The 25,258-nt window shown below is 53.6% G+C and carries 17 protein-coding genes; 13 read left to right on the forward strand and 4 right to left on the reverse strand.

The window, feature by feature from the left end; genetic code table 11:
* Nucleotides 1-98: 98 nt before the first annotated feature.
* Nucleotides 99-617: a YwhD family protein gene (locus AK95_RS17140; protein WP_071221123.1), complete on the forward strand. Its 519-nt coding sequence runs from the start codon at nucleotides 99-101 to the stop codon at nucleotides 615-617.
* A 102-nt stretch (nucleotides 618-719) separates the two neighbouring features.
* Here the strand turns inward: AK95_RS17140 and AK95_RS17145 are convergent, their stop codons facing one another.
* The 3 genes from AK95_RS17145 to AK95_RS17155 all read right to left on the reverse strand — a co-directional run bounded on the left by AK95_RS17145 (nucleotide 720) and on the right by AK95_RS17155 (nucleotide 4,716).
* Nucleotides 720-1,889 carry a copper amine oxidase N-terminal domain-containing protein gene (locus AK95_RS17145; protein ID WP_071221124.1) on the reverse strand — a complete coding sequence of 390 codons (1,170 nt, stop codon included), beginning with the start codon at nucleotides 1,887-1,889 and terminating at the stop codon, nucleotides 720-722.
* Between the two features lie 184 nt (nucleotides 1,890-2,073).
* The gene (locus AK95_RS17150; protein ID WP_071221125.1) at nucleotides 2,074-4,332 is read right to left on the reverse strand and encodes a heavy metal translocating P-type ATPase; all 2,259 of its coding nucleotides are present in this window, start codon (nucleotides 4,330-4,332) and stop codon (nucleotides 2,074-2,076) included.
* Entirely contained in the window at nucleotides 4,333-4,716 is a 384-nt protein-coding gene (locus AK95_RS17155; RefSeq protein WP_071221126.1) for an ArsR/SmtB family transcription factor, read from the reverse strand.
* A gap of 410 nt (nucleotides 4,717-5,126) precedes the next feature.
* Here AK95_RS17155 and AK95_RS17160 point away from each other — a divergent pair, with 410 nt between their 5' ends.
* Nucleotides 5,127-6,005, forward strand: coding sequence for a hypothetical protein (locus AK95_RS17160; RefSeq protein WP_071221127.1), 879 nt, complete (start codon nucleotides 5,127-5,129; stop codon nucleotides 6,003-6,005).
* Between the two features lie 113 nt (nucleotides 6,006-6,118).
* On the opposite strand, the gene AK95_RS17165 is transcribed toward AK95_RS17160, so the two are convergent.
* The gene (locus tag AK95_RS17165) at nucleotides 6,119-8,179 is read right to left on the reverse strand and encodes a transglycosylase domain-containing protein (RefSeq protein ID WP_071221128.1); all 2,061 of its coding nucleotides are present in this window, start codon (nucleotides 8,177-8,179) and stop codon (nucleotides 6,119-6,121) included.
* Nucleotides 8,180-8,511: 332 nt separating this feature from the next.
* Here AK95_RS17165 and speE point away from each other — a divergent pair, with 332 nt between their 5' ends.
* The 11 genes from speE (at nucleotide 8,512) to AK95_RS17230 (ending at nucleotide 25,252) form a co-directional block, all read left to right on the forward strand.
* Nucleotides 8,512-9,339 (forward strand): polyamine aminopropyltransferase, encoded by an 828-nt coding sequence (gene speE / locus AK95_RS17170; protein ID WP_012818360.1) that lies wholly within the window; start codon nucleotides 8,512-8,514, stop codon nucleotides 9,337-9,339.
* Nucleotides 9,340-9,357: 18 nt separating this feature from the next.
* Nucleotides 9,358-10,227, forward strand: a complete 870-nt coding sequence (speB, locus tag AK95_RS17175) for an agmatinase (protein ID WP_071221129.1) — start codon at nucleotides 9,358-9,360, stop codon at nucleotides 10,225-10,227.
* A gap of 1,460 nt (nucleotides 10,228-11,687) precedes the next feature.
* Nucleotides 11,688-12,173 (forward strand): SRPBCC family protein, encoded by a 486-nt coding sequence (locus AK95_RS17190; RefSeq protein WP_071221131.1) that lies wholly within the window; start codon nucleotides 11,688-11,690, stop codon nucleotides 12,171-12,173.
* A 520-nt stretch (nucleotides 12,174-12,693) separates the two neighbouring features.
* On the forward strand, nucleotides 12,694-13,659 hold the full coding sequence (locus AK95_RS17195) for an ABC transporter permease (RefSeq protein ID WP_071221132.1): 966 nt from the start codon (nucleotides 12,694-12,696) through the stop codon (nucleotides 13,657-13,659).
* Entirely contained in the window at nucleotides 13,659-14,528 is an 870-nt protein-coding gene (locus tag AK95_RS17200) for a carbohydrate ABC transporter permease (RefSeq protein ID WP_071221133.1), read from the forward strand. Before AK95_RS17195 ends, AK95_RS17200 begins: the two co-directional genes overlap by 1 nt.
* Before the next feature lie 83 nt (nucleotides 14,529-14,611).
* Complete coding sequence (locus AK95_RS17205) at nucleotides 14,612-16,153, forward strand: extracellular solute-binding protein (RefSeq protein ID WP_071221134.1); 1,542 nt, start codon at nucleotides 14,612-14,614, stop codon at nucleotides 16,151-16,153.
* A 7-nt stretch (nucleotides 16,154-16,160) separates the two neighbouring features.
* Nucleotides 16,161-17,462, forward strand: coding sequence for a Gfo/Idh/MocA family protein (locus AK95_RS17210; RefSeq protein WP_074961886.1), 1,302 nt, complete (start codon nucleotides 16,161-16,163; stop codon nucleotides 17,460-17,462).
* Nucleotides 17,443-19,638 (forward strand): glycoside hydrolase family 88/105 protein, encoded by a 2,196-nt coding sequence (locus AK95_RS17215; protein ID WP_235613137.1) that lies wholly within the window; start codon nucleotides 17,443-17,445, stop codon nucleotides 19,636-19,638. The genes AK95_RS17210 and AK95_RS17215 overlap by 20 nt, the downstream gene beginning before the upstream one ends.
* 69 nt (nucleotides 19,639-19,707) lie before the next feature.
* Complete coding sequence (locus AK95_RS17220) at nucleotides 19,708-21,981, forward strand: helix-turn-helix domain-containing protein (protein ID WP_071221136.1); 2,274 nt, start codon at nucleotides 19,708-19,710, stop codon at nucleotides 21,979-21,981.
* A gap of 21 nt (nucleotides 21,982-22,002) precedes the next feature.
* Nucleotides 22,003-24,069, forward strand: a complete 2,067-nt coding sequence (locus AK95_RS17225; RefSeq protein ID WP_071221137.1) for a glycoside hydrolase family 65 — start codon at nucleotides 22,003-22,005, stop codon at nucleotides 24,067-24,069.
* A 37-nt stretch (nucleotides 24,070-24,106) separates the two neighbouring features.
* Nucleotides 24,107-25,252, forward strand: coding sequence for an oligogalacturonate lyase family protein (locus tag AK95_RS17230; protein ID WP_071221138.1), 1,146 nt, complete (start codon nucleotides 24,107-24,109; stop codon nucleotides 25,250-25,252).
* Nucleotides 25,253-25,258 lie beyond the last annotated feature (6 nt).

Raw genomic sequence — 25,258 nt, forward strand, 5'->3', positions numbered from 1 at the left:
TTTGGGGGATTATTAGTTAAAATAAAATTATTGGGACATGGTTATCAATTTAGCAGCTGATACGTAAGGATCGGCTCTGATATAGGAGGTCGGCAGCAGTGGAGAATGAAGAGCAGAAGCAGGGTGCGAAGAAACCGATTGCTTTGAATATTATTAATAGCAAGAGTAAGCATAAAGGGTTTGGATCAGGCTCCATCGATCTGAACAGTCTGTCACCCGTCATTATCGATAATGGCGAGGCCCGAGTGGATATTGGGGCCATGCATGCCAAGAGTAAGGTGGAGAAGGGTATCCGTTTCAGCATGAACCGGGATGAAGTGCCCAATGGACGACAGGTATGGATCGTGTGGGTGGCTGTAGATCGTACGGCGGAAGGACAGCATTATGCAGGCATGACCGCCTGTGAAATGTGGATCGACCAGGAGGCCCGTCGCGGCTGGAAGATCCTCGCCGATCATGTGAATAAAATGGATGCGGCGATGAAGCGCAAGATCATTCTGGATGGTCTAGGCGACGTCGAGAAGAAAGCACTGCGCGAGCTGCTGATTTCGCGTAACGAGGAATGGTGGAATGCATCGCCAGAGGAATTCAGGGAAGCTCTTCAGACAGCGGAATGATACAATAAATTAAAGCAGCCTTTCCAAAAAGAGACGAACATGAAGAAGACCGATTGGATTCGTGAATGAATCCGGCCGGTCTTCTACTTATTTGCATATCGATTAGAATGGAAGGGTGTAGGTCAGCTTTTCTTTTTGATCGAGAAACGGGTTGTTGTATTGGAACGTCAGCTTGCCGCCGGCATATCCGAGATACGCAAGGCCGTCACCAATGAACTCCACCTCATTCGGCGGCATTTCCTCAATGACCTTGATGGTTTCCTCGTCCAGAAGCTCAGGATAGATAAGCTCGGCTGTCTTGCCAGTCGGATGGACGATATACAGGGTCGCCTTCGTGTAAGGTCGGACGAGCAGGAAGTCCTGTTCAATCGCTTCTACGATAAAACTATCCTTTACTCCCGTGAGCGCGGCCAGGTCATAAGTTTTGACCGTCTTGCCCATCGGATGAACCAGCTCAAGCGTACTGCCGTTCATCATGGCAATATTGCCTTTGTAGCTGAGTTGGTCCGGATGGTAGTTGATCCCGGCAAAATTGGAATGATTGGTTTTGGATAGCTTCAGGATTTTCTTGTCCTGAATGAGCACCCGGTATCTTCCCTCATGAATATGAGGTTCGCCGTAATAATTGGACAAGTCGACCACGTAGGTATTGCTATTGATGCGATGTGCGCTTAAGCTGACTTGATCGATCTCCTCAACCGGGATTATACCAACTTGGGCTGGCGTGGATCCGGCTTTACCCATCGAGAGCATACCATTCTCGCGATTTACCCAGAACAGCATATTGGCCTTGGAAGCATAGGCGTATTTTGACCAAGCATCAAAGGTCGTTCTAAGTCCGGATTTGCTGTCATATTTCAGAGGGATGCCGAAAGCTTTGGTAATCAGACTGGCTGGAACATAAGTCACGCCTTTCTTCACGACCGGAGCCGCCTCAAGCTTGAGAGGGGTCCCCTTGGCATTGACTGCGCGCGACTGACCGATGATAATGCGAACAGACTGTGTCGGGCTGTTAATATACAGCTCTTTTTTCCCCGGGATCGTCAACTGCAGCTGCAGTTGTTCGGAAACTTCCTTCAATGGAATGAATACGACGCCTTTATTCGTATAAGGTTTATGTTTCACGTCCAGCGTGCTCCAGTTTGCCTTGCTCTGTGATGTGGAAGCTGCTGCCGCATGGGCAGGAATCGTTGCGAGCGATGAGGACGTAAGCAATAAAGACATGGCTATGGACGCGGTACCTGCTAATTTGATGAGTTGCACGGATTTCATATCAGTTCCTCCTTATGGTTTACACTCCCGCCTATATAAACGACTAAATAATGGGAAATGTTTCACCATATCGCAAAATCATGTAAAAATTGATATATGCTTATGGCGTAAAGATCAGAGCTAGTGGCCAAAGGACGAACTGAAAAAACCGGAGCTGCCCTGAAAGGGCGAAGCTCCGGTTATATTAATATCCTGATTTCAGCTCCTGATCCTTGCCAAGCAGGATGGTGAGACCAAGCAAGGTAACGATAATGGTGGCGCCCATGTCCGATATGATTGCAATCCACAGGGTCAGCCAACCTGGAATCGTTAGCAGCAAAGCAATGGCCTTCAGCGACAGAGAAAGTCCGATATTCCACTTGATAATCTGATTGACCCGTCTTGCGGTTTTGATGGCCCCCGGAAGCTTGCCAAGGTGATCCTGCATCAATACAACGTCGGCGGTTTCTATGGCACTGTCAGTCCCTTTTCCCATCGCGATACCCAGATCGGCAGCGGCCAATGCAGGGGCGTCGTTAATGCCATCGCCAACCATGCCGGTTTTTTTGCGGGAAGAAAGCTCCTTGATCTTGGCAACCTTCTGTTCCGGCAGGAGGCTTGCGAATACCCGAGCTACACCGGATTGTTTCGCGATGGCCTGTGCGGACTGCTCATGGTCGCCTGTCAGCATGACCGTATCCGTGATACCGGCCTCGTGAAGCTTGCGGACGACGGTTGCCGTCTCCGGTCTGATCTCGTCGGCAAGGCCGAACTGGCCTAATACACGATCTTCGCTTACAGCAGCAACAATCGTATAACCTTGGGCCTTCATGCGCCGAATGTCATCCTCCACGGCACGGATATGATCTTGCTGGCCGTTCACATGCTTCAGCACTTCCTCGCTTCCGACCCAGAACAATTTCCCTCCAACTTCAGCCCGAATGCCTTCGCCTGGCAGTACCGTTATCTGTTGAGGTTCATTGAACATGCACTGCGGATTCTTGATCTCCAGATGTTTCATGACGGCTTTAGCCAACGGATGGAGAGACGATTGCTCCAGTGCGCCTACAACGGCATAAAATTTGGTTTCATCATATACCGTCTCTGCATAGACGGCAGGCTCGCCTTTGGTCAAGGTTCCCGTCTTGTCAAAAGCGATGGCTTCCAGCCGGCCAAGCTGCTCCAGGTGGACCCCGCCTTTGATCAGAATACCGTTGCGTGCCGCGCGGGTCATCCCGCTGACCAATGCAATCGGAGAGGAAAGCACAAGCGAACAAGGGCATCCGACAATGAGGATGGACAACCCCTGATAGATCCAGGTCATCCAGGGCTGATTCAGCAGCAGCGGAGGAATCAGCGTAACCGCCAGCGCGATGATCATAATTGCGGGAGTATAGTACTTAGCAAATTTATCGATGAAGAGCTCTGTCGGTGTCTTGCTGTCCTGTGCCTCCTGTACAAGATGCATGATCTTGGCCAGGGAGGAATCCTCATAGGCCTTCGATATGGCGATATAGAGCACACCATCGGTGCTTACACTGCCGCCAAACACAGCATCGCCTTCCCGTTTCGTAACAGGTACCGATTCCCCGGTAATGGCGGCTTCGTTCACCGCCCCGGTTCCTTGGGTTATGGCTCCATCGGAAGGGATTTTCTCCCCGGGTCTTACCCGGACAACGTCCCCGGGAGTGAGACTCTCGATCGGCACGCGCTGGGTTTGACCGTCTTTCCATAGTTCCGCTTCTTTGGGCGCTGCGGCCAGCAGCGCTTCCATCGATTGCCGGGCCCGATTCATGCCGTAGCCTTCCAGCAGCTCGTTAAGACCAAACAGAATGGCAACCAGTGTGGCTTCTCTCCACTCCCCAATGATGACGGCACCCACGAGCGCAACGGTCATCAGGGTATCCATATTGAATTTAAAGCGGGTCAGATTACGCAGTCCGCGCAAAAATGTCGTATATCCGCTCAAAATCATAGCGCCTGCATATAATGCGATCACAACCGGTTCGGCGACTTTTCCTTCCAATAGAAAGGTGAAGAGATAGAAAACAGCGGAGATGGACAGCAGCCATTTCATACTCCCTATGCCGCCATGACTACGTTCATGAGCATGATCATGGCCATGTTCGTGATCATGTCCTTGTGCCGATCCGTGAGCATGCGATGAATGGATAGGCTGCACTTCAGCACTGGCGGCCGATAAGGCTGTCTGCGGAGCATAAACGATGCGCGCACCGTCACTTTTCAGAATGGTTTCTACTCGGCTTAGATTGACATGGGGAGAGAGGGTCAGCTTCCCGCTGTTGTAACTCAGTCGGGCATTGTTCCCATGATCCAGCTTCTGGATCTCCTCCTGCATTTCGCGTGTACAGTTAGGGCAGGAGAGCCCTTGTACCCGGTATTCAATAAGTTCGCCGCTCGTCTCCGAAGAGGATTTGGAATGTTGATGGTTGTCCTTGCTCATCTACATCTTCTCCTTCTGGTGCTCCAGCGTCATGTGAAGCAATGTTCGGATATGATCATCTTTGAGCGAGTAGTATACATTCTTTCCGGCCTTGCGCGATTTGGCGATATCTTTGTTCTTCAGCGTACGCAGATGATGGGAGGCCGTTGCCGTTGAGCTTCCGAGTACTTCGGCTACATCGCAAACACATAACTCGCCGCCGCGATCCAGCATATAAGCTACCTTGACCCGCGTCGGGTCGGCCAAAGCCTTGAAGATTTCTGCCATGCCGATCATATCCTCATCGGAGATCGTTTCTTTTAAGGAAGCAATTCTTTCAGTTGAAGGACATTCCGTTTCACACAGCTCGAGGGCGATTTCTTCGTTCATCGTCCGTACATTCATAAGAACAACCTCCTTGGAGTAGGAGCAATAAGTGCTCTTTATTCTATATATATTCAAACGTTGATTTGATTGTTAGTCATAATATACCCGATTTACACTCGATATTCAAACGAATATTTGATTGTTCACAAGCATTTCACAGAACGAGATTGAATCAGCAAGTCATATAGTATTAACCAATTCCAAGGGTTAGGCGCAGTATCGTCCCTCAGAAAATCCTTCCATTTCATAACACGCCAACTTATACTATTAGCAAAAAGATGTAAATTCGCATAGAAAGAATACCTGGGCCCAGAGCGCCTCATGCTACATAGCATCCTTGCACGGGCCAAACGTTTCGACTTGAATGTGTACATTATCTAATACCTATCTTCGATTTGCGGATGTGTATGAACAGGGGAGGCCAAAGTATGACTTGTCCAATATGTCGATATGAAACGGGAGATGGGAAGTATTGCAAGAAATGCGGGGCAAGGCTGATTATCGAGGATTCGCCCGTATTTGCCGCCATGAAAGAGCAAGCAGCAACGTCGGAGGCGTACAGTGTCACTAGGCGAAATGGCGGCAGTAGAGGGGAGCTATCTCATGTACGCCAGACCGAATCTGTTCTGCCGGTATATACCCCGCCGGATATTCCGTTCCGAGCGGCAGGCCGGCAGCATTCTGAAGAAGAAGAGGAACCCAATCCTTATTGGACCAGCTTAAAATTGTACGGACAGCTCTATGGGGATTATTTTCTGAAGGGATTAAGAAATCCCTTTGGCGCAGCTGCCGGAACGGAAAGCAGCCAGTTCTTCAACGCGATCGTGTCCATGCTGTTCTATGTTGTTCTTTTTCCACTCGCACTGTATGCAGCGCTTCATCATGAGCTGCAAGGGCTGCCTGAGGGGGCATTTGCAGATCTTGTCCTAAAACCAACCGTTTGGACTGCGATTTTCCTATTCTTGCTGAACGTCTTTACCTTCGCTGCGGTCAAGCTGTCCTTCAACCCGGCTGCAAAGCTAAAAGAAGTGATGGCAAGATTCGGCGCTTTGTTGCCCTTGTTCCTCGTGTTGTATGGGGTCAGCTTTCTGTTTCTGTTCCTGAATGGCGATATCTCGAAGGTTATCATCCTTCTGTCGTTCATCAGCACCGTGATGACCGTCCCGTTATTCGTCATGACCAGCTACAAAAAAAGAATGGTTGGCGGCCTGGATCCGCTGTATGCGATCCTCCTGGTCTACGTTGCACTGATGCTCGTGATCGTGATTCTGGGTAGTTCCATGATCGAATATATAACCGTTTTATAATGAAGCCATCTACATTACATATCGTGAAAAAAAGAAAAACAGCAGGTCCTCGTGCGGGAACGTCCCGTAAAAGGAGCTTGCTGTTTTTTTTTATGTGACGGGTTCGATCCGAGTTACTCGACCCACCATCGTTTGAAATCCTTCCACCAGGAACGCTCTTCCTGTTTCTCGGCCGCATCTGCAGGGTTGGCCTTCTTGGCGGGCTCCCCGCCTGCATGTTCGTCGCAATATTCCGTAGGCTCCGTTCCTTTGACGAAGACCTCCAGAACTTTGTCCGGACAGCCGGCGCCGGCGAGCTTGCCGGTCTTGGGATCCACATATGCGTTGACGACTTCGTCCGGGATCGGAAAAATTTTAGGCGGTACGTTCTCCAAAGCCTTCTCCGTATACTGCGCAAAAATCGGAGCTGCCCGCCGTCCGTCCACTTTGCTAATCTCCCGTCCTTTGTCATACCCCACCCATACCGCCGTCGACAGCTCCGGCGTATAGCCAACAAGCCAAGCGTCGGTGTCGGTGGTGCCCGTCTTTCCGGCCACCGGTCGTTTCATTAGTGTCGAGACTCGGTTACCCGTGCCGCCAGTCTCGAATACCCCCTCCATCATGCGCGTCATCACGTAAGCAGCGGAAGGCTCAACCACTTGTTCACCTGCATCTTCCGGCGCTGAATACAAGCTGCGGCCGGCAGCGTCGGTGATACTCAGCACCGCGACAGGGGAGACCCGTATGCCGCTGTTAGCCATGACGGCGTAAGCCGAGGCCATCTCCAGCGGGCTCACGGGCGAGGTGCCGAGGGCCAGGGAAGGAACAGGCTCCAGCGGACTCGTGATACCCATCTTTTTCGCCATGTCGGCGACTTTAGCCGGGCCGATCTTCATGATGGTGTTCACGGCATAAATATTATCCGAAGCGGCGATAGCTTCCCTCATGGGAATTTCGCCTAAATATTTATCGCCGAAGTTGCTGGGCTGATACGTCTTGCGGTTGTTATCGTAATGAAACAGGGTGGGCTGGCTGTTGAACACGCTGGTGCTTGTCATTTCCTTGGATGCAATGGCCGTTAAGTACATGATCGGCTTAAATGACGACCCGGGCTGCCTTGTTTTGGCTAACGCGTGGTTGTACTGATTCTCCCGGTAGTTCTTACCGCCAACCATGGCTTTAATGTGCCCGTTACGCGGGTCGATGGATACCAGCGCCGTTTCCAGCTCGCTCTTGCTGTCCATGCCCGCAGATACAGCCTCTTCGGCTGCCTTCTGGGCCCGCGGGTCCAGGGTCGTATAGATGTTCAGACCACCCTGTTCGAGCTGCTGATCCGTAATGTTCAGCTGCTTGGTGACGAGACTCCGGACGTAGTCCCGGAAATAGGAGGCAATCACTTTATTCTCCTGTCGGTCCTGAGGAAGCAGGGCGAGCTTGGCCGAGGCGGCTTTATCGGCTTCTGCCTCGGTAATGAATCCCGTCTCCGCCATCGCATTCAAGATAATCTGCTGTCTTTTGAGCGCGTTGTCGATATGGTTATAGGGCGAGTAATAGGTCGGACCCTTTGGAATGCCGGCAAGCATCGCGCTTTCGGCCAACGTCAGGTTTTTTGCCGACTTGCCGAAGTAGAGCAAGGACGCCGACTCGATGCCGTAAGCACCGTGTCCGTAATAAATTTCGTTGAGGTACATCTCAAGTATTTCATCTTTCGTATATTTCATCTCAAGCTGGACGGTGAATTTGGCCTCCTTGAGCTTCCGTGTCCACGTTTTTTCATGAGATAGGTATAAGTTTCGTGCAAGCTGCTGGGTTAACGTGCTTGCCCCCTGTTTGCGATCCATATGCTGCAGGTTGACGAGTACGGCTCGGGCCATACCCTTCATGTCAAACCCCGGATGATCATAGAACTTCCGGTCCTCCACTGCCAAGGTAGCCTGGATCAGGTGCGGAGATATATCGGTTAAGCTCACTTGCTCGGAGGTATGTCCCGTGGTGGAGAAGGTGGCGATTAAATCTCCTTGGTTGTCGAGCAGACGGGAGTAGCGGGATGTTTCCGCGACGGGCAGTGGCGTTATAAATAAATAGGCGAGCAGAATGCCGCCGGCGATGATGGAAATGCCAAGAAGTACGAACAGAAATGTAGCAAGCCGGACGAAACGACGTTTGCGCTTGGGTGATTTTTTTTGTCCCGGCATGATGGTTCTCCTTCCAGTCCTTTTTGTAAAGTTGAAGGCTTTAAGCTGCCAAGGATCGAGATGTGTTGGAATTCCCCTTGGCTGCCTTCTTTTTCTATATAGTATGGGGCTGGAGCGGGCAGGATATTCATGGGAATCCATGAGGATTTTGCTTCTGTCCGTGCGATCTGGAACTTTTGGTTGCAATTTGGGCTTGATTTAATATAATCTAATTTGTTTGGTACAATAGGAAAAGTGTGAAACTGTAAGCTAAAGGCATCTGCCCCGAATAAAGTTTTACGGCTTGGATCTGGACGGCTGAACATTATTCTAGCGGAAAGAAGGTAGTGACGATGGAATTATGGTACACAGAGAAGCAAACCCCGACTTTTGGCATCACGGCTAAAATCCGGGAGACTTTTGTACATGAGAAGACGGAGTTTCAACAACTGGATATGATCGATACTGAGGAATTCGGGCGCATGCTCGTTTTGGACGGTATGGTTATGACTACAATTAAGGATGAATTCGTCTATCATGAGATGGTCGCTCACCCCGCGCTGAACACGCATCCAAATCCGAAGAAGGTTCTTGTTGTCGGCGGAGGAGACGGTGGCGTCATTCGCGAAGTGATCAAGCATCCGGGCGTAGAGAAAGCAGTACTCGTTGAAATTGATGGAAAAGTTATTGAATATTCGAAGCAGTATTTGCCTGAGATCGCCGGCAAGCTGGATGATCCGAAGGTCGAAGTGCTGGTTAACGATGGATATATGCACATTATTGAGCATAAGAACGAATACGACGTCATTATGGTGGACTCCACCGAGCCTGTAGGCCCGGCAGCTCCGTTGTTTGAGCGCGGATTCTATCAAGGGATCTATGAGGCGCTGAAGGAAGACGGTATTTTCGTTGCCCAAACGGACAACCCTTGGTTCAAAGCGGACCTGATTCAGCAGGTCAACAAAGACGTGAAGGAAATCTTCCCGATTGTACGCGTATATGGCGCGAACATCCCTACGTACCCAAGCGGTCTGTGGACATTCACCATGGGCAGCAAAACGTATGATCCGCTCGAAGTGGATGAGTCCACCATTGATGAAATGGATACGAAATACTATTCCCCTCGTCTGCACAAAGCGGCATTCGTGCTGCCGAAATTCGTTGAAGACCTGGTGAAATAAGGAGGCGCGTATAAACTGATGAAACTGGATCAAGGTTATTCCGGCAACGTGTTTATTCTGAGCTCCGAGGATTATGAAGGGTCCAAAGCCGTCATTTACGGTATGCCGATGGATTTCACCGTCAGCTACCGTCCCGGCTCCCGTTTTGGCCCTGCCCGTATTCGCCAGGCGTCCGTAGGTTTGGAGGAATACAGCCCTTACTTAGATAAAAGCATTGAAGACATGACGTATTTCGATGCAGGCGACCTGATGCTGCCTTTCGGCAATGCGGGCCGCAGTCTTGAAGTGATTGGCGATTATGTAGGCAAGCTGCTGGATGACGGGAAATTCCCGATCGGACTCGGCGGTGAGCACCTCGTTTCTTGGCCGATCATTCAGAAGGTGTACGAGAAGTACCCTGATCTCATTCTGATCCATATTGATGCGCATGCTGACCTGCGTGAGCACTACGAAGGTGAGCCCTTGTCTCACTCCACACCGGTCCGCAAGGCGGCTGGTATTATGGGCGGGAAGAATATCTATCAATTCGGTATCCGTTCGGGCTCCCGCGAGGAGTTCCAGTACGGACGCGAGAACATCAACTTCTATCCGTTTGAGGTTGCTGCTCCACTAAAGGAAGCTTTGCCTTCCATGGGCAACCGTCCGGTGTACGTGACGATCGACATCGATGTGCTTGATCCTTCTGCCGCACCGGGCACCGGTACGGCGGAAGCGGGCGGCATCTCATCGAAAGAGCTGCTGGAAGCTGTGCATCTTATTGCGGGCTCCGACGTGAATGTTGTCGGTTGCGATCTCGTGGAAGTGGCGCCGATCTATGATCCGTCCGAGCAGACCCAGATCGTGGCTGCGAAGCTGATTCGTGAGATGCTGCTGGGATTCGTGAAATAGTCCACCCACCCAAACCCTCCCTGCCAGGGAGGGCCCCAAGGGCGCTGCCCTCTGGACACCCGGAACTTTGGTGTTCGGAGTTGGGATGAGGATATCAGCAGCGCTGGTGCTTGTGCCCGGCCACCGCTCGCTCTCCCCTGCGGGAACGCCCTCGTGGCCTCTTGTGCGCCCATATATTAGCCGAAGCTAATCGCTCCTCGGCTGTTGAAGAAAAAGCAAGCCTCCCCTACCTAAGCCTTCGGCTATCGGGGTCGGCTTGCTTTTTCGCACTTGTTGGAGGCCCCCTCGCGTGAGCTGCCCTGACAGGCATGCTCGGGGGCCGGGAGTATCAGCCGGGTTGGCACTGCCCCTCGGCTGTTGAAGAAAAAGCAAGCCTCCCCTACCTGAGCCTTCGGCTATCGGGGTCGGCTTGCTTTTTCGCACTTGTTGGAGGCCCTCTCGCGTGAGCTGCCTGACGGGCATGCTCGGGGGCCGGAGAATCAGCCGGGTTGGCACTGCCCCTCGGCTGTTGAAGAAAAAGCAAGCCTCCCCTACCTAAGCCTTCGGCTATCGGGGTCGGCTTGCTTTTTCGCACTTGTTGGAGGCCCCCTCGCGTGAGCTGCCCTGACAGGCATGCTCGGGGGCCGGGAGTATCAGCCGGGTTGGCACTGCCCCTCGGCTGTTGAAGAAAAAGCAAGCCTCCCCTACCTAAGCCTTCGGCTATCGGGGTCGGCTTGCTTTTTCGCACTTGTTGGAGGCCCCCTCGCGTGAGCTGCCCTGACAGGCATGCTCGGGGGCCGGGAGTATCAGCCGGGTTGGCACTGCCCCTCGGCTGTTGAAGAAAAAGCAAGCCTCCCCTACCTAAGCCTTCGGCTATCGGGGTCGGCTTGCTTTTTCGCACTTGTTGGAGGCCCCCTCGCGTGAGCTGCCTGACGGGCATGCTCGGGGGCCGGAGAATCAGCCGGGTTGGCACTGCCCCTCGGCTGTTGAAGAAAAAGCAAGCCTCCCCTACCTAAGCCTTCGGCTATCGGGGTCGGCTTGCTTTTTCGCACTTGTTGGAGGCCCCCTCGCGTGAGCTGCCCTGACAGGCATGCTCGGGGGCCGGGAGTATCAGCCGGGTTGGCACTGCCCCTCGGCTGTTGAAGAAAAAGCAAGCCTCCCCTACCTAAGCCTTCGGCTATCGGGGTCGGCTTGCTTTTTCGCACTTGTTGGAGGCCCCCTCGTGTGAGCTGCCCTGACGGGCATGCTCGGGGGCCGGGAGTATCAGCCGGGTTGGCACTGCCCCTCGGCTGTTGAAGAAAAAGCAAGCCTCCCCTACCTGAGCCTTCGGCTATCGGGGATGGCTTGCTTTTTCGCGTGGGCGTGTCCCCCTCGAATGGCTCCTCTACGGGAACGCCTTGCTGAGCAATTGAGAAGAAATCCTCGGCGATTCTATGATGTAAACTCAAGGTAGATTCAAATTCATTAAGGAGGGTTACATCATGACGAATGCTTCGAGCAAGAAGAGAACCGATACGGCATCAAGAGTTATTATGGAGTCGCCGTCTACGATTTATCAGGCATTCTTGAATCCGGAGGCGCTGGCTTCGTGGCTTCCGCCAAAAGGGATGACAGGCCATATCGACACGTTTGATGCCCGCGAGGGTGGGACTTATCGAATGATCCTCACCTATAACGATACCGATCACTCGGCACCCGGTAAGTCTTCGGACAATACGGACGTCATTGAAGGAAAGTTTCTGGAGTTTGTTCATGATGAGAAGGTTGTGCAGCTGGTCGAATTTGAGTCTGAGGATCCCAATTATGCGGGGTTTATGAAGATGACATGGGCATTGGAGCCGCTTGCGGAAGGCACCCAAGTCACGATCGTGTGTGAGAATGTGCCCGAAGGCGTACGGAAGGAAGATCACGATGAAGGCTTGAGGTCCACCCTCGAGAATCTCGCTGAATCTACGGAGGGACAATAGACGGTGGCTCGGCTGTATAACGAAACAAACGATTTGTGATGAGGCAGTTCATGGACAAGCCGTTTTGTAGATTTTACCGAGTTTAAGCCCTGAATGTTATACTAATTGCAATGATAATGATATTGGAAACAGGAGAGAGCAGCATACAAATTCATCTATGGCTTACTTGCAGTTATGGTCGTCTTAACACTAATTTATATGTTTTTCATAACAATATCTGAATGAAGAACCAGCCACCTTCTCTATTGCTGCAGGTAGCTGGTTTTTTTCTTTCCGGATGAAACCAAACCCATCCTCCATCCCATCAACAAATCCTTTTTACCCTCCCTCCGTTTGCTTGCTCCCTCCTTAATTTCAAGTTCGACTTCAAGTCCATTCATGGGTACACGGTACGCGTAGTTGTGGGAAGAATCGGCGATCTGCTCATTGCGTGTCGGATTGAACGATTGTGCCGATATACCGGAAGCCGTTAATATTGGCGTTACATCGACCATATCGACGAAAAGGAGGTACGAATACGATGGCAGCCCAGTCACCCGAAATAAAGCGCGAGGATTTGATAACCGCCCGGCACCCAGGGACATCCCGCAACCGGTACATAGCCAACATCCGCAAGCATTGGATGCTGTATCTCATGATCATTCCCGGAATTCTCTATTATATTGTGTTTAAATATGTACCGCTGGCGGGCAGTGTCATCGCATTTCAGGACTATCAGATTTTCAAAGGCATCCTTGGCAGTCCGTGGGTGGGCCTGGACAACTTTGGGTTTATTTTTTCCTATCAGGATTTTTACAACGTGCTGCGCAATACGGCGGTGATCGCTTTCTATCAGCTTGCTTTTGGTTTTCCGGCCCCGATCGTGCTGGCTCTGCTGTTCAATGAAATCCGCATCATGCTGGCGAAGCGGGTTGTGCAAAGCATGTTCTATCTCCCGCACTTTTTATCATGGGTCGTTGTCGGCGGGATCGTTTTCGAGCTGTTGTCCAACCAAGGCGTTGTGAATGCGGTGCGGGACTGGTTCGGCTACGAACCCATTCTGTTCATGCAGGAGGAGCGGTATTTCCGAGGGATTGTCGTCCTGTCCTCGATCTGGAAGGAAGTTGGCTGGGGCACGATTATTTATTTGGCTGCCATCGCCGGCATCAATCCGAATTTATATGAAGCAGCCGTCATGGATGGAGCAAGCCGGTGGAAACAAACGATCTATATTACGCTGCCCACCATGTTTCCAACGATTCTGGTGCTGTTCCTGCTGCAAATCGGTAACTTCCTGGAGCTCGGCTTCGATCAGATTTACAATTTATTGACACCGATGACGTACTCGGTAGGGGATATCATCGAGACGTACGTCTATCGTGCGGGTGTGCTTCAGGGGCAATACAGCATGACGACGGCCATCGGGCTGTTCCAGTCTGTCATTGGGTTTATACTGCTGTGGATTTTTAACCGATTGGCCAGAAAAACGGATCAGGGGTTGTGGTGATGAAAGCGACATTCGGAGAAAAAATGTTTCAGACGCTGAATTATGTGTTTCTGTTCGCTGCTGCAGTGACGATGCTGTTCCCGCTTCTTCAACTGCTTGCCGTATCGCTCAGCTCCCCGGTAGCTGCCGATTCGAAGGAAGTATTCCTGCTGCCCGTGGAGTTTACAACCGCATCTTGGGAGCATGTATTAAAAAATAAAGGCTTGTGGACATCTTTTGGGATTACCGTATATATTACGATCGCCGGGACACTGCTCAGCATGCTGTTTTCGGTCATGACGGCATACCCGCTCTCACGACGGGAATTTCTGATCCGCAAACAGGTCATGTTCGGCATTGTGTTAACGATGATTTTCAATGCGCCGATGATTCCGTTTTTTTTGACCGTTCGCGAGCTTGGCATGATGAACTCCCTGTGGGCGCTCATTATTCCCGGCCTGGTTGGCACGTTCAACATGATCATTATCCGGACCTTTTTCATAGGCATTCCCAGTGAGCTGGATGATTCGGCTCGAATCGACGGATGCAGCGAGTTCGGCATATTGTTCCGCATGTATTTGCCTTTGTCCAAGCCGGTCATGGCGACGGTCAGCCTGTTTTACGCGGTCGGATATTGGAATACCTTCTCCCGTGCCGTGCTGTTTATAAGGGATCCGGAGAAATGGCCGCTTCAAATGAAGCTGAGAGCATACCTTCAGTCTCCCGAGGAGCTGGCTGCGGTCAATCTGTTTCTTGGGGATTACGATTTCAACACAACAACATTGAAAGCGGCAACAATCCTGTTTGCTACCATTCCGATCATTCTGGTATACCCGTATCTGCAAAAATACTTTGTCAAAGGGTCCATGCTGGGTTCGTTAAAGGAATAAAGCAAAGCGGGGCATGCGATATGAAATCGGCCCTACGGCTGGTTTGATATAACTACCAATCCGAAAAAGGGGAGGATTTACTCATGTCGAAATGGTTTTTCCAAAAAGGGGCATGGAAACCGGCGCTCACGGCGACACTTGCGGCAGCGATGCTGTTTGGCTGCGGCGGCAAGGGCGACGGCGAATCGCAAGCGGGCCAGAGTGGGGAGGGAAATCAAGAACTTACACAGGTAAAGGTGTTCAAAAGCCACATGGGTGTCGGCACGATTCCGGGTGCAGATAATCCGCATGTCCAATATGTGGCGGAACGGACCGGCGTGGAATATCAGCTGGTAACGACCCCGCCCGGCTCGGAGCCGACTGAATATCTCAATCTGATGATTGCATCCGACGACTTGCCGGATATTCTTCGCCCGATCGGCGGGATCGAGCAGACCCTGATCCGCCAAGGAGGTGCGCTGGCACTGGACGATTTGCTGCCCCAGTATGCCCCGAACGTCTGGAAGAATATCCCACAGGAGGCATGGGATATCGTTCGATCCGCTTCACCGGACGGCAAAATCTATTATGTGCCTAAAGTGTTCCTGGTTCCGGAAAGAGCACCGCTCATCCGTCAGGATTGGCTTGACAAGGTAGGCATGTCCATGCCGAAGACAACGGAGGAATACAAGGAGGTGCTGCGAGCCTTTCTTGACAAAGACCCGAACGGCAACGGCCTGAAGGACGAATTGCCCACAACAGGCCGTGAATTCGGCAAATGGATGGATCATTTGTTTGCCATGTTCGGTGTCGCGATGTGGGAGGGGAATCCGGAATGGGACATCTACGACGGTAAAATCCAATATGCCGGCGTAACGGACAATATGAAGGCAGCCATTGCATTTGCCCGTGAGCTATATGACGAGAAGCTGCTGGACAATGAGACGTTTCTGAACAAAGGCGATGTATGGACGGCGAAAATCAATAACAATTTGGTTGGCAGCTGGTACCATCTTCCCGCCAACCTGCGCGATCGGTTTACAGCCATGCAGCAAAAAGCACCGGATGCTTATATCGTTGGCATGCCGCTTCCCAAGGCCGAAGGGTTTGAGGGCTTTGTCACGCAGAAGAGCATGGGCGAGCCGGAGTGGATCATTCCGGCAAAGGCCCAGGATAAGGCCCCCGCAGCCTTGAAGCTGCTCGATTTCTTCTATGATCGGTCGAATGACGAATTTATCCGCTTTGGCATCGAAGGACAGCAGCATGAAGTTATCGACGGCAAAAAAGTGCTGCTTCCGGCAGAGGACAGCCGTCCGCTGGCGCTTGGTATGCGCAACCTGACAACGAAGGAGGACATGGACATTCGGATTCAGGAGACGATTCCGGAAGACATGCAGCAGATGGTGAAGGATATATTCGAGGTAAGTACCGCAGACGCGAAGCGGATCGCCGGAGACGGACTTCCGAGTACGGTGTATGAAGGCTTCCCGGATATCCAATCGCATAAGCTCTTTCAGGAGTATGTAACCAAGATCGTTATCGGCGAATGGCCGCTGGAGAAGTTCGATGAATTCGTCGACCGCTGGTATAAGGCAGGGGGAGACGAAGTGACGAAGAGGGTAGAGGAATGGTACTCAAGGATGTGATCATACAGTGAAAAAGAAATATGCCATATGCGGTGTAAGCGGTCGTGCGCTCGGCATGTTCGCCAAGCCGATTCTGACGACCCATGCCCGGCGCTGCGACCTGGTCGGCATGCTGGACTGTGATCCGGCCCGCTTCGAGCTCTACCGCTCCCGCTTCCCCGAGCATACCGCCGTTGCAACTTACGGTGAAGAGGAATTCGGGAAGATGATTGACGAGACTCGGCCGGATGTGGTCATCGTGGCGGGGCGCGACGATACGCATGCGCGTTATATTGTTGCCGCCCTGGAAAGGGATTTGGATGTCATCACGGAAAAACCGATGGTCACGACGGGTGAGGACGCCCGGCGAGTGCTGGATGCGGAGCGGGTGAGCAAAGGCTCGGTGACGGTCACGTTTAATTACCGTTACGCCCCGATTCACACCAAAATCAAAGAGATGGTATGGGAGGGCAAGCTCGGTCGGATTACTTCCGTCGATCTCAACTGGTATCTGGATACGTACCACGGCTCCAGCTATTTCAAACGGTGGAACCGCCGGCGCGAAATGTCAGGAGGTCTCTCCATCCACAAAAGCACGCATCATTTCGACCTCGTGAACTGGTGGATCGGGCAGAAGCCGGTCGAGGCCTTCGCCTACGGGGCGCTCCATTATTACGGTGCCGAAGGGGAGCTGAATCCGGGCAAAGAAGCCGGCCGTCATTGCGGAACCTGCCTCTCAGCCAGCCGCTGCGCCTATTACTCACGCTGGAACGCAAGTCATGTGCCGGATGACCATCTCGGTCTGCTGGAGAGCGGAGGGCCGCAATTCCCTTATACAGGCTACCGCCCGGACCGATGTATTTTTGATGATGAGATCGACATCGAGGATACGTATGCGGCCACCGTCAAGTACGACGGAGGAGCACTGCTCAGTTATTCCGTCAACTTTTCGCTGCCGTATGAAGGGTATCGCTTGGCGATCAACGGTACGAAAGGCCGGCTGGAGACGATGGAATACCATGCTCCGTCCAGAACCCCTTTTCCGACGCCGGTCCAGACGATCGACTACTTCCCGTTGTTCGGCTCCAAGGAAACCATCCATGTCGTTCATCGGGAAGGCGGCCACGGGGGAGGCGACCCGCTGCTGCTGAATGACCTGTTTCTCGGTGAGAACCGGGAAGGGCCGTTCCCGATTTTGTCCGGTGCTGTGGATGGCGCCTATTCCGTGGCGGCGGGGGAAGCCGTGTGGCGTTCCGTGAAGGAACACCGTCCGGTGGCGATAGCGGATGTTCTGGGCGGGTGGAAGGAGAGTGAGCCTATTGAACGATAAAGGATATTTTGACCCGGCGGAAAGCCTGGCTTCCCAAACAGAGGGCAGTAACATCGAGCATGCGCTTATGGTCATTGCCCAGCGTTATGTCGGTGACCATCCGCCTCATGCACCGGTTTACCGGGTGACGCGCAAGAGTCCGATCCGCAAGCGGGCCGACCACCGCTATCAGCTCCCCATCGCGGATATGTTCCCCGAAATGACGGAGAGCCAGGTAGTCTACGCCTGGACGAAGCTGTGGGCGGCTGAGCCGCAGAGCTTTCCCTTTCTGATGGAATGGACGGGGCACGTTCGGCTGTACCATAACGGCCGGAAGCGGTTCGGATCGGCGCCCGGGGAAGAAGCGACAGCGGACGGATTGCCCCTGAAGCTGGGGATTCAGCTTACCAAGGGGTGGAATCACTTCGTTCTGGAATTCCGCCGGGGCCCAAGCGGCTGCAGAGCGGTATTTGGCACAAGCAACCGCAAGAACAAGCCGTTTCACTTTCTGGCTCCTTCCATGGAGCGGGAAGGTGAGGAAGGATGGATTGTGACGGTGCCGCTGGACCAGGCGCTTGCCCGCATCCCCGATTCAATGGAGCGCGAATCATGGACGGGGGCACAGTGGCTGCCCGTGCTTGCAAAGCACGATGGGGAAGCAGATCGCGGCCCGATGTGGAGAATGTACGGGCGGAAGCCGGGGTATGCCGCTTACGCCTGGACTGCCGTTGTCAACCGGACCTTGGCGGCCAAGAAGGTGACCTTGTCGGGAACCTCCTATGGCCCGGTCCGGTTTGAATGGAACGGCAGGGAGGTTTACACCAGCCGCGAGGCAGGCGCGTTCAGTATCGTCATCGATGTGCCTCCGGGCCGCGGGGAGCTTACCGCACGCAGCGAATGCGGCGCAGAGGGCTGGGGGTTTGAGATCGGCGAAGCTTCGCCTGAAGGGATGCTGATCGCTCCGCGAAGGGTGCACGGCCTGACCGGTGAGTGGCTTTATCTGGGTCCGTTCCGCGCAGAAGCCGAGCTTGAGCTGTCCGACTATTCTGGTCTGGACACGGTCGCTGTTGACGGCGAAGAGAAACTGTTCTGGACAGGGAGCGAGCCGGGAGCGTACGTGAGGCCGTTTTTGGAGAATGAGCTTTTTGGCCGCTGGAATTATCCGCTCGGCGTCACGATGTACGGCTTGCTGGAGACGGGAAGGCTGCTTAATCGCCTGGACATCCAGGAATATGTGCTCCGCCACGTCGAGTTTACCGCGGGCCATTACGAGTATTCCTTGTGGGACCGCGAGGAATTCGGTGCGGCAGGGCTGAACAACCAGCTGTCCGACATTGACAGTCTGGACGATTGCGGATCATTTGGCGCGCTAGCCATTCTTGCAGACCGAATTCGATCCTTGAAAGGAGTGCGCAAGGCAGCAGACGATATCGCCCGGTACATCATGGATACACAATCACGTCTTGCGGACGGGGCACTTTATCGCGAGGTCGGCGTTTCCCCAAGCATGCACCTGACGATGTGGTGCGACGACATGTACATGAGCGTACCGTTCCTGTGCCGATACGCCGAGCTGTCCGGCGATTCCCGCTATCTGGACGAAGCTGCACGCCAGCTTCTGCTGTATAAGTCATACCTGTACATGCCGGACCTGCAGTTAATGTCGCACGTATACGATGTACGTCATGGGCAGCCTTCCCGGACGGTATGGGGAAGGGGCAACGGATGGGTGTTTTTCTCCCTGTCAGAGCTGCTTGCCGTGCTTCCGGTCGGCCATCCCGACTATGTGGAACTGCTTCTTTTTTATCGCAGTCTGGCGGAGGGATACCTCCGCGTGCAGGGAGTACATGGGTTATGGCACCAAGTGCTGACGGACCCTGAATCCTATGAGGAAGCCTCCTGTACCGCGATGTTTATTTTTGGTTTGGCGCGGGGGGTACGCCATGGCTGGCTGGAGAATCCGGATCCGTACTTGCAATCTGCCATTGCGGGGTGGGGCGGTTTAACCAGCAGGGCCATCGACGGCAGGGGAAATGTGTACGGTGTGTGCAAGGGCAGCAGCTGGTCAACCTCCCATGCTTATTACAAGCATGACTTATCGTGGAACTTGAATGATACGCACGGAATCGGCATCGTGCTGTTGGCCGGGGTCGAGCTTCTTGAATTCATGCGGTCAAACCATATTGTAAACGCTTAAGTTTACGTGACGGCAGGAGCGGATCGTGAGCTATAATGGAACCATTCTGGTAGTAAAGCGGGGGTTGATATGTTCCAATCGATCGGCAAGTGGCTAAAATACACGCTGGCCCATACGCAAGCGCGGCTGGTGCTCATTTTGACCGTTTCCGTTTTTATGATCATTTTGGCCGTCAGCCTGACCTCATATTACACCTCCAAATCGGTGCTTCAGGAAGAGCTCAGCGAGCCGCAGCACCAAATGCTGCAGATCAGTATGAAATATATTGACGATTTAATCCGGGAGAGCGACAAGATTGCGGTCCAGGTCGCGGTGAATGACTATATCTATGATTTTCTGACTAGCGAGAATCAGAACTCGGTGGCCAATATATCGACATTGTACCGACTGCTATCCACCTGGATCAGCAATTCGAAATACATTAACAGCATATACGTATACGATGTCGAGCGGGGAAGCTTTATTTCGCTTCCGCAGGGGTATAGCTCTAGCAGGCTCACCTTCGTGGATTCCGAATGGACCAGTATCGCTGACGAATTCGGGGACGACATGATGATCATCCGAAAAAGGCATGTCCCGGAGGGAGCGGGCAATAAAGGGTCGGAGCTGACGCTGTTCCGCAAAATGATGATTCAGGGCCGATTAAGAGGTGTCGTAGCGGTCAATTTGCGGGATGCGGAACTGTTCGCAAAACTAAACCCGCCGGCGCTGTCGCAGCTCGACAGCATGCGGTACATCGTGGACCAGCATGACAACATTCTTTATTCGGTCTCGAACTCGGAATTCAAACCGGAAGCCGTGAGGCAGGCGCTGCACGAGCTGAAGGAGGACCGCTTCGGCGATTTTTTCCATGAGGGTCGGAAGCTGCTGGTCAACCAGATCGAATCGCCGCTGACCGGATGGAAATACGTATCCATCGTCTCCCAGGACAGCTTGCTTGCCCAGTCCAAAAAGGTGCGAGACACGGTGCTGTATGTATCGGTGGCGGCACTTGCGCTTGGCTTGCTGACCATTCTATACGTAAACTCCGCGGCCTTCCGGCCGGTGCGCAGGCTTAAGCAGCTGTTCAGTGCCTACGACGGGAAAGCGACCAGCCCGGATCGCATCGATCTGGAAAAGCTGGCCGGCGAACTGCTCAGCAATCATGCGCATCTGTCTCAGTTGATCCGCGAGACGATATCCGATGCGGCTTCCAAGTTTCTGTATGACATTCACTCGGGTCATATGAGCGGCAGACGCGAAATTCGCGAGAAGTGGAGACGATATTTCGCGGAATGGACGGATGCACCCGTCACGGTAGCGGTGCTGTCGATCGACCGCTACGATTCGTGGTCGCGCAGATTTCCGGCCAGTGACCACTCGCTGCTGAAGTTTGCGCTCGCCAATATTATGGCAGAGCTGCATGAGCCCGAATGGAGGGTGGCCTGCGCCGATTTTGGGGCGGACCGGATGGCTATTCTGCTGCAGCCGCGGAGCGGCGAAACGCGGCCTCCGCTGGTCGAGGCGATCGAAACGGTGTCCCGTTTGCTGAAATTCAGTGTATCCGCCGGCGTGAGCATGCCACAGAGTGAGGTTTGCCGGTTAAAGCAGGCCATGCTGGAAGCGGAGAATGCGTTAACCTACCGTTTATATAAAGGGTATGGTCAGCTCGTGCCGTTTCAGGATGTATCCAGTCACGAAGTGACGGATATGCAGCCGCAGGAAGATGGCGTACGGGAATTGATGACGGCTGTGGAGACCGGTGATGGGGAGCGGGCTATAGAGCTGCTTGGGCGTATTATTGGGGATATCCGCAGCCATTACTGGTATCCTTCGGAGGCGCTTGCCTTGCTTCAGGCGCTGCTGGAACGTCTTAAAGGGATATGCCCAGAGGGCGATGGTTCCGAGGGGGATCCGGCCGGTCGACTGGGCACGCTGTACATCGAAGATATCGAGGCGGAGCTTTCCGGCCTGATTTCGGCCTTGGCCGACCGCTACCGCCGTTTAATCGGCAGCAAGGATTTTTTGATGTGCCAGCGGATGATCGAATTCATGGAGCAGCACCTCGGCGATCCGATCGGCATTCCGGAAATTGCGGAATCGACCGGCATCAGCAGCAGCTTGGCCAGCCAGCTGTTTAAGCAGGAAACAAACGAAACGATCTATAACTACTTAACCCGGCTGCGGATGGAGCGGGCTAGCGAGCTGCTGGTCAAAACCGACCGCAAAATATCCGATATCGCCCAAATGGTCGGTTACCAGCATGAAAACAGCTTCATTCGCAGCTTCCGCAAATTCAAGGATATCACCCCGGGCAAATACCGGGATATGATGAGAACCCGGATAGACGCCTTGTTTGAATGAAGGGCCGGGAAGGGAGGAGCTATGGAGATGGAGAGAGAGCAGATTGTTAGGCGGCATAATCCTGAATTCGACAGGCTAGATCCGCTTTCGCCACTGTCGGTAGGCAACGGGGAATTTGCGTTTACCGCAGATATTACCGGGCTGCAGACATTTCCAGAACAATACGAGGTGCCGCTTGGCACCCAGTCGAACTGGGGCTGGCATTTTACGGGGGGGCGCGAAAGGTTCTCCGCGAAGGATGCAGCGTTGCAGATGTTCGAGACCCACGGCCGGCAGGTCGGCTATCCGATGAAGCCGGGGGATAAGCCGGAAGCTTACCAATGGCTGCGGCAAAATCCCCACCGTCTTCACTTAGGCCGGCTGTCGTTCCGATTTCTGGACGAACCGGGAGAAGAGCTCGATTACAGCGCTGCAGGCCAATTCCGTCAAAATCTCGATCTGTGGACGGGCATTCTATCGAGCAAGTTCGAAATTTGCGGCGTGCCGGTCGAAGTTACGACGGCGTGCCACCCGGATGCTGATATTATAGGCGTGCGGGTTGTCTCGCCCCTCATCCGGGAAGGGCGGCTTCAGGTATTTATCCGCTTCCCCGCACCGGATATGACGCATTCGTCTTGGTCGAAATCGGTGTTTCCCGATTGGGAAAACGATCAACGACATGATACCGTTCTCGTCCGGCTGGAGGAAGGAACGGCCTTGATTGAGCGGACGCTGGACGAAGAACGTTATGCGGTCCGCTGGCATTGGAGCTCTGGCCGGTTGGAGCAGACGGAAACCCATGAATTTACGCTGTTTCCCGGCGAATCCCCGGATCAATCTCCGGAGGAGCTGGCGTTTTCCGTCGGCTTTGCCGCCGGGTCGCCCGGTGCGGCTGACTTTGAGGCCATCGTTTCGGCCAGCGCCCGGCACTGGGCATCCTTTTGGCAGAGCGGCGGTGCAGTCAGCTTCGCTGGCAGTTCCGATCCGCGAGCCTTTGAGCTGGAGCGACGCGTTGTCTTGTCGCAATGGTTATGCGCCATTCACAGTGGGGGCTCTATGCCGCCCCAGGAGACCGGTCTTATGTATAACAGCTGGTTTGGCAAATCGCATTTGGAGATGCATTGGTGGCATGCCGCCCATTTCGCGCTGTGGGGCCGGGCTTCCATCCTGCGGAGAAGTTTGGACTGGTACAACGGCATACTGCCGGTCGCCCGCGAGCTGGCGCTATCCCAGGGATACGAGGGAGCACGCTGGCCGAAAATGGTCGGTTTTGACGGCATCCCGTGCCCGTCGCCGGTCGCTCCGGGCTTGATCTGGCAGCAGCCGCATCCGATCGCCATGGCGGAGCTGTGCTATAAGGCCGACTCAGCACAAGAAACGCTGCGCCGGTTCCGTGACATCGTCTTTGAATCGGCTGACTTTATGGTTTCCTATGTTCACTGGAATGAGGCAACAGGCGCTTTCGATCTTGGACCGCCGCTCATTCCGGCTCAAGAATGTCATCCGATGAATGCAAGCGCGAACCCGCCTTACGAGCTGGAGTATTGGAAATACGGCCTTGATATCGCTATAAAGTGGGCTGATCGGTTGGGAATTCAGCCGAATCCGCGTTGGGCCGAGGTAGCAAGCAATCTGGCGGCACCGCCCCGACTCGACGGCGTTTACCTGGCGCATGAGCTTGCGCCGGACACGTTTACGGAGAAGAACCATGACCACCCGTCCATGCTATGCGCATTAGGCGTGCTTCCCGGCAAGCTGATCGACCGCGAAACCATGCGGCGTACATTGTGGAAGGTTAAGGATGCTTGGAAATGGGAGACGGCCTGGGGATGGGATTTTCCCGTATGCGCCATGACCGCTGCTCGGCTCGGCGAACGCGATCTGGCTGTCGATTTTCTGTTAATGGACGAAATAAAAAACACGTATTTGCCAAACGGGCATAACTATCAGCGCCCAGGCTTATCCGCTTACTTGCCGGGTAACGGCGGACTGCTTACGGCGGTCGCTATGATGGCCTGCGGCTGGGAAGGCGAAGAGGACCTGAACTGCCCGGGATTTCCGGCAAGCGGCTGGACGGTGCAGTGGGAGGGGCTGAAGCCGTGGCTATAGCTTCGGCGTATACAACTTGCGGACAGGAGGGCTGAATATGGCCAAGGGAACGGTGTGGAGGCCGGAACGTAAGTTATACCGCGACCGGTTGACGGGAGTCGAAGTGGTGCAGCTGACCGACTACAAAGCTCACAGTCATCATCTGTACTTTACGGAAAGCGGATGGTATGACGGCGGGAAGCGGCTGTTGTTCGTATCGGACAGGAACAACAGCTCAAACTTGTACAGCATGGATGTCAACAGCGGTGAGATGCTTCAGCTGACGGATTACCCGGACAATGATGCTGTGGATGCTTGTCTTTTACCGGATGGCCGGGCTGCCTTTGTCAAAACCGATCGGAGCGTACGCCGCCTCGATCTGGCAACATTGGAGGAAGAACTGATCTACGAAGCCCCGGAGGGGTACAACATCGGCAATCTGAGCTGTCCTGCGGATGGACGCTCAGTCGTCACCTGCATACAGGAGGATCTGTCCCATCGCATGCCGCTCGATCTAGGCAACGGCTATGTCGGCCATAGGGAGCTGATGGAGGCCGCTCCCCACAGCCAGATCGTGCGGATCGACTCGGAAGGGCAGACGCAGCCGGAAACCCTCTATGAAGCCCATCGCTTTATAACCCATATTAATGCGTCGCCCGTCGAGCCATGGTTGATCACCTTTTGCCACGAAGGACCCTGGCATTTGGTCGATCACCGGATATGGGGGCTGGATCTCCGGAGCGGAGAGGCCTGGAGAATTCGCCAGCGTCTTGAACCCGGAGAAAAGGTCGGCCATGAATTTTTTTATCCTGACGGTGTGACCATCGGTTACCATGGCTTCCGTATGGATGGAACTAATTTCTTCGGAAGCATCCGGTATGACAATACGGCTATGGAAGAGACGGATTTCGGCTTTGATACGTGGCATGCGTATGCCGACGGCTTCGGTCAGGCCGTTGTGGACGGCAAGGGGGCAATCAAAACCCTCTCCGTATGGCGTAAAGACGCCAAAGGAGTCTATCAGGGGCCAAGGATGCTGTGCGAGCTTCGATGCAGCTTTCATTCCCAGAAGGTGCACGCGCATCCGCGTTTTGATCCGGGCGGTAAACGACTCTTGTTTACAAGTGATAAAAATGGTTATGGCAATCTGTATCTGGTCGACATGCCGGAAGATTTCGATTCACTGCCGCTGCTGTCGGTCTAAAGCGAA

The organism is Paenibacillus sp. LC231 (assembly GCF_001860525.1).
GTDB lineage: Bacteria > Bacillota > Bacilli > Paenibacillales > Paenibacillaceae > Paenibacillus_AQ.

Coding starts and splice junctions, on each gene's coding strand:
- AK95_RS17145 (WP_071221124.1), bottom strand. CDS start 1,889: ATGAAATCCGTGCAACTCATCAAATTAGCAGGTACCGCGTCCATAGCC.
- AK95_RS17150 (WP_071221125.1), bottom strand. CDS start 4,332: ATGAGCAAGGACAACCATCAACATTCCAAATCCTCTTCGGAGACGAGC.
- AK95_RS17155 (WP_071221126.1), bottom strand. CDS start 4,716: ATGAATGTACGGACGATGAACGAAGAAATCGCCCTCGAGCTGTGTGAA.
- AK95_RS17160 (WP_071221127.1), top strand. CDS start 5,127: ATGACTTGTCCAATATGTCGATATGAAACGGGAGATGGGAAGTATTGC.
- AK95_RS17165 (WP_071221128.1), bottom strand. CDS start 8,179: ATGCCGGGACAAAAAAAATCACCCAAGCGCAAACGTCGTTTCGTCCGG.
- speE (WP_012818360.1), top strand. CDS start 8,512: ATGGAATTATGGTACACAGAGAAGCAAACCCCGACTTTTGGCATCACG.
- speB (WP_071221129.1), top strand. CDS start 9,358: ATGAAACTGGATCAAGGTTATTCCGGCAACGTGTTTATTCTGAGCTCC.
- AK95_RS17190 (WP_071221131.1), top strand. CDS start 11,688: ATGACGAATGCTTCGAGCAAGAAGAGAACCGATACGGCATCAAGAGTT.
- AK95_RS17195 (WP_071221132.1), top strand. CDS start 12,694: ATGGCAGCCCAGTCACCCGAAATAAAGCGCGAGGATTTGATAACCGCC.
- AK95_RS17200 (WP_071221133.1), top strand. CDS start 13,659: ATGAAAGCGACATTCGGAGAAAAAATGTTTCAGACGCTGAATTATGTG.
- AK95_RS17205 (WP_071221134.1), top strand. CDS start 14,612: ATGTCGAAATGGTTTTTCCAAAAAGGGGCATGGAAACCGGCGCTCACG.
- AK95_RS17220 (WP_071221136.1), top strand. CDS start 19,708: ATGTTCCAATCGATCGGCAAGTGGCTAAAATACACGCTGGCCCATACG.
- AK95_RS17225 (WP_071221137.1), top strand. CDS start 22,003: ATGGAGATGGAGAGAGAGCAGATTGTTAGGCGGCATAATCCTGAATTC.
- AK95_RS17230 (WP_071221138.1), top strand. CDS start 24,107: ATGGCCAAGGGAACGGTGTGGAGGCCGGAACGTAAGTTATACCGCGAC.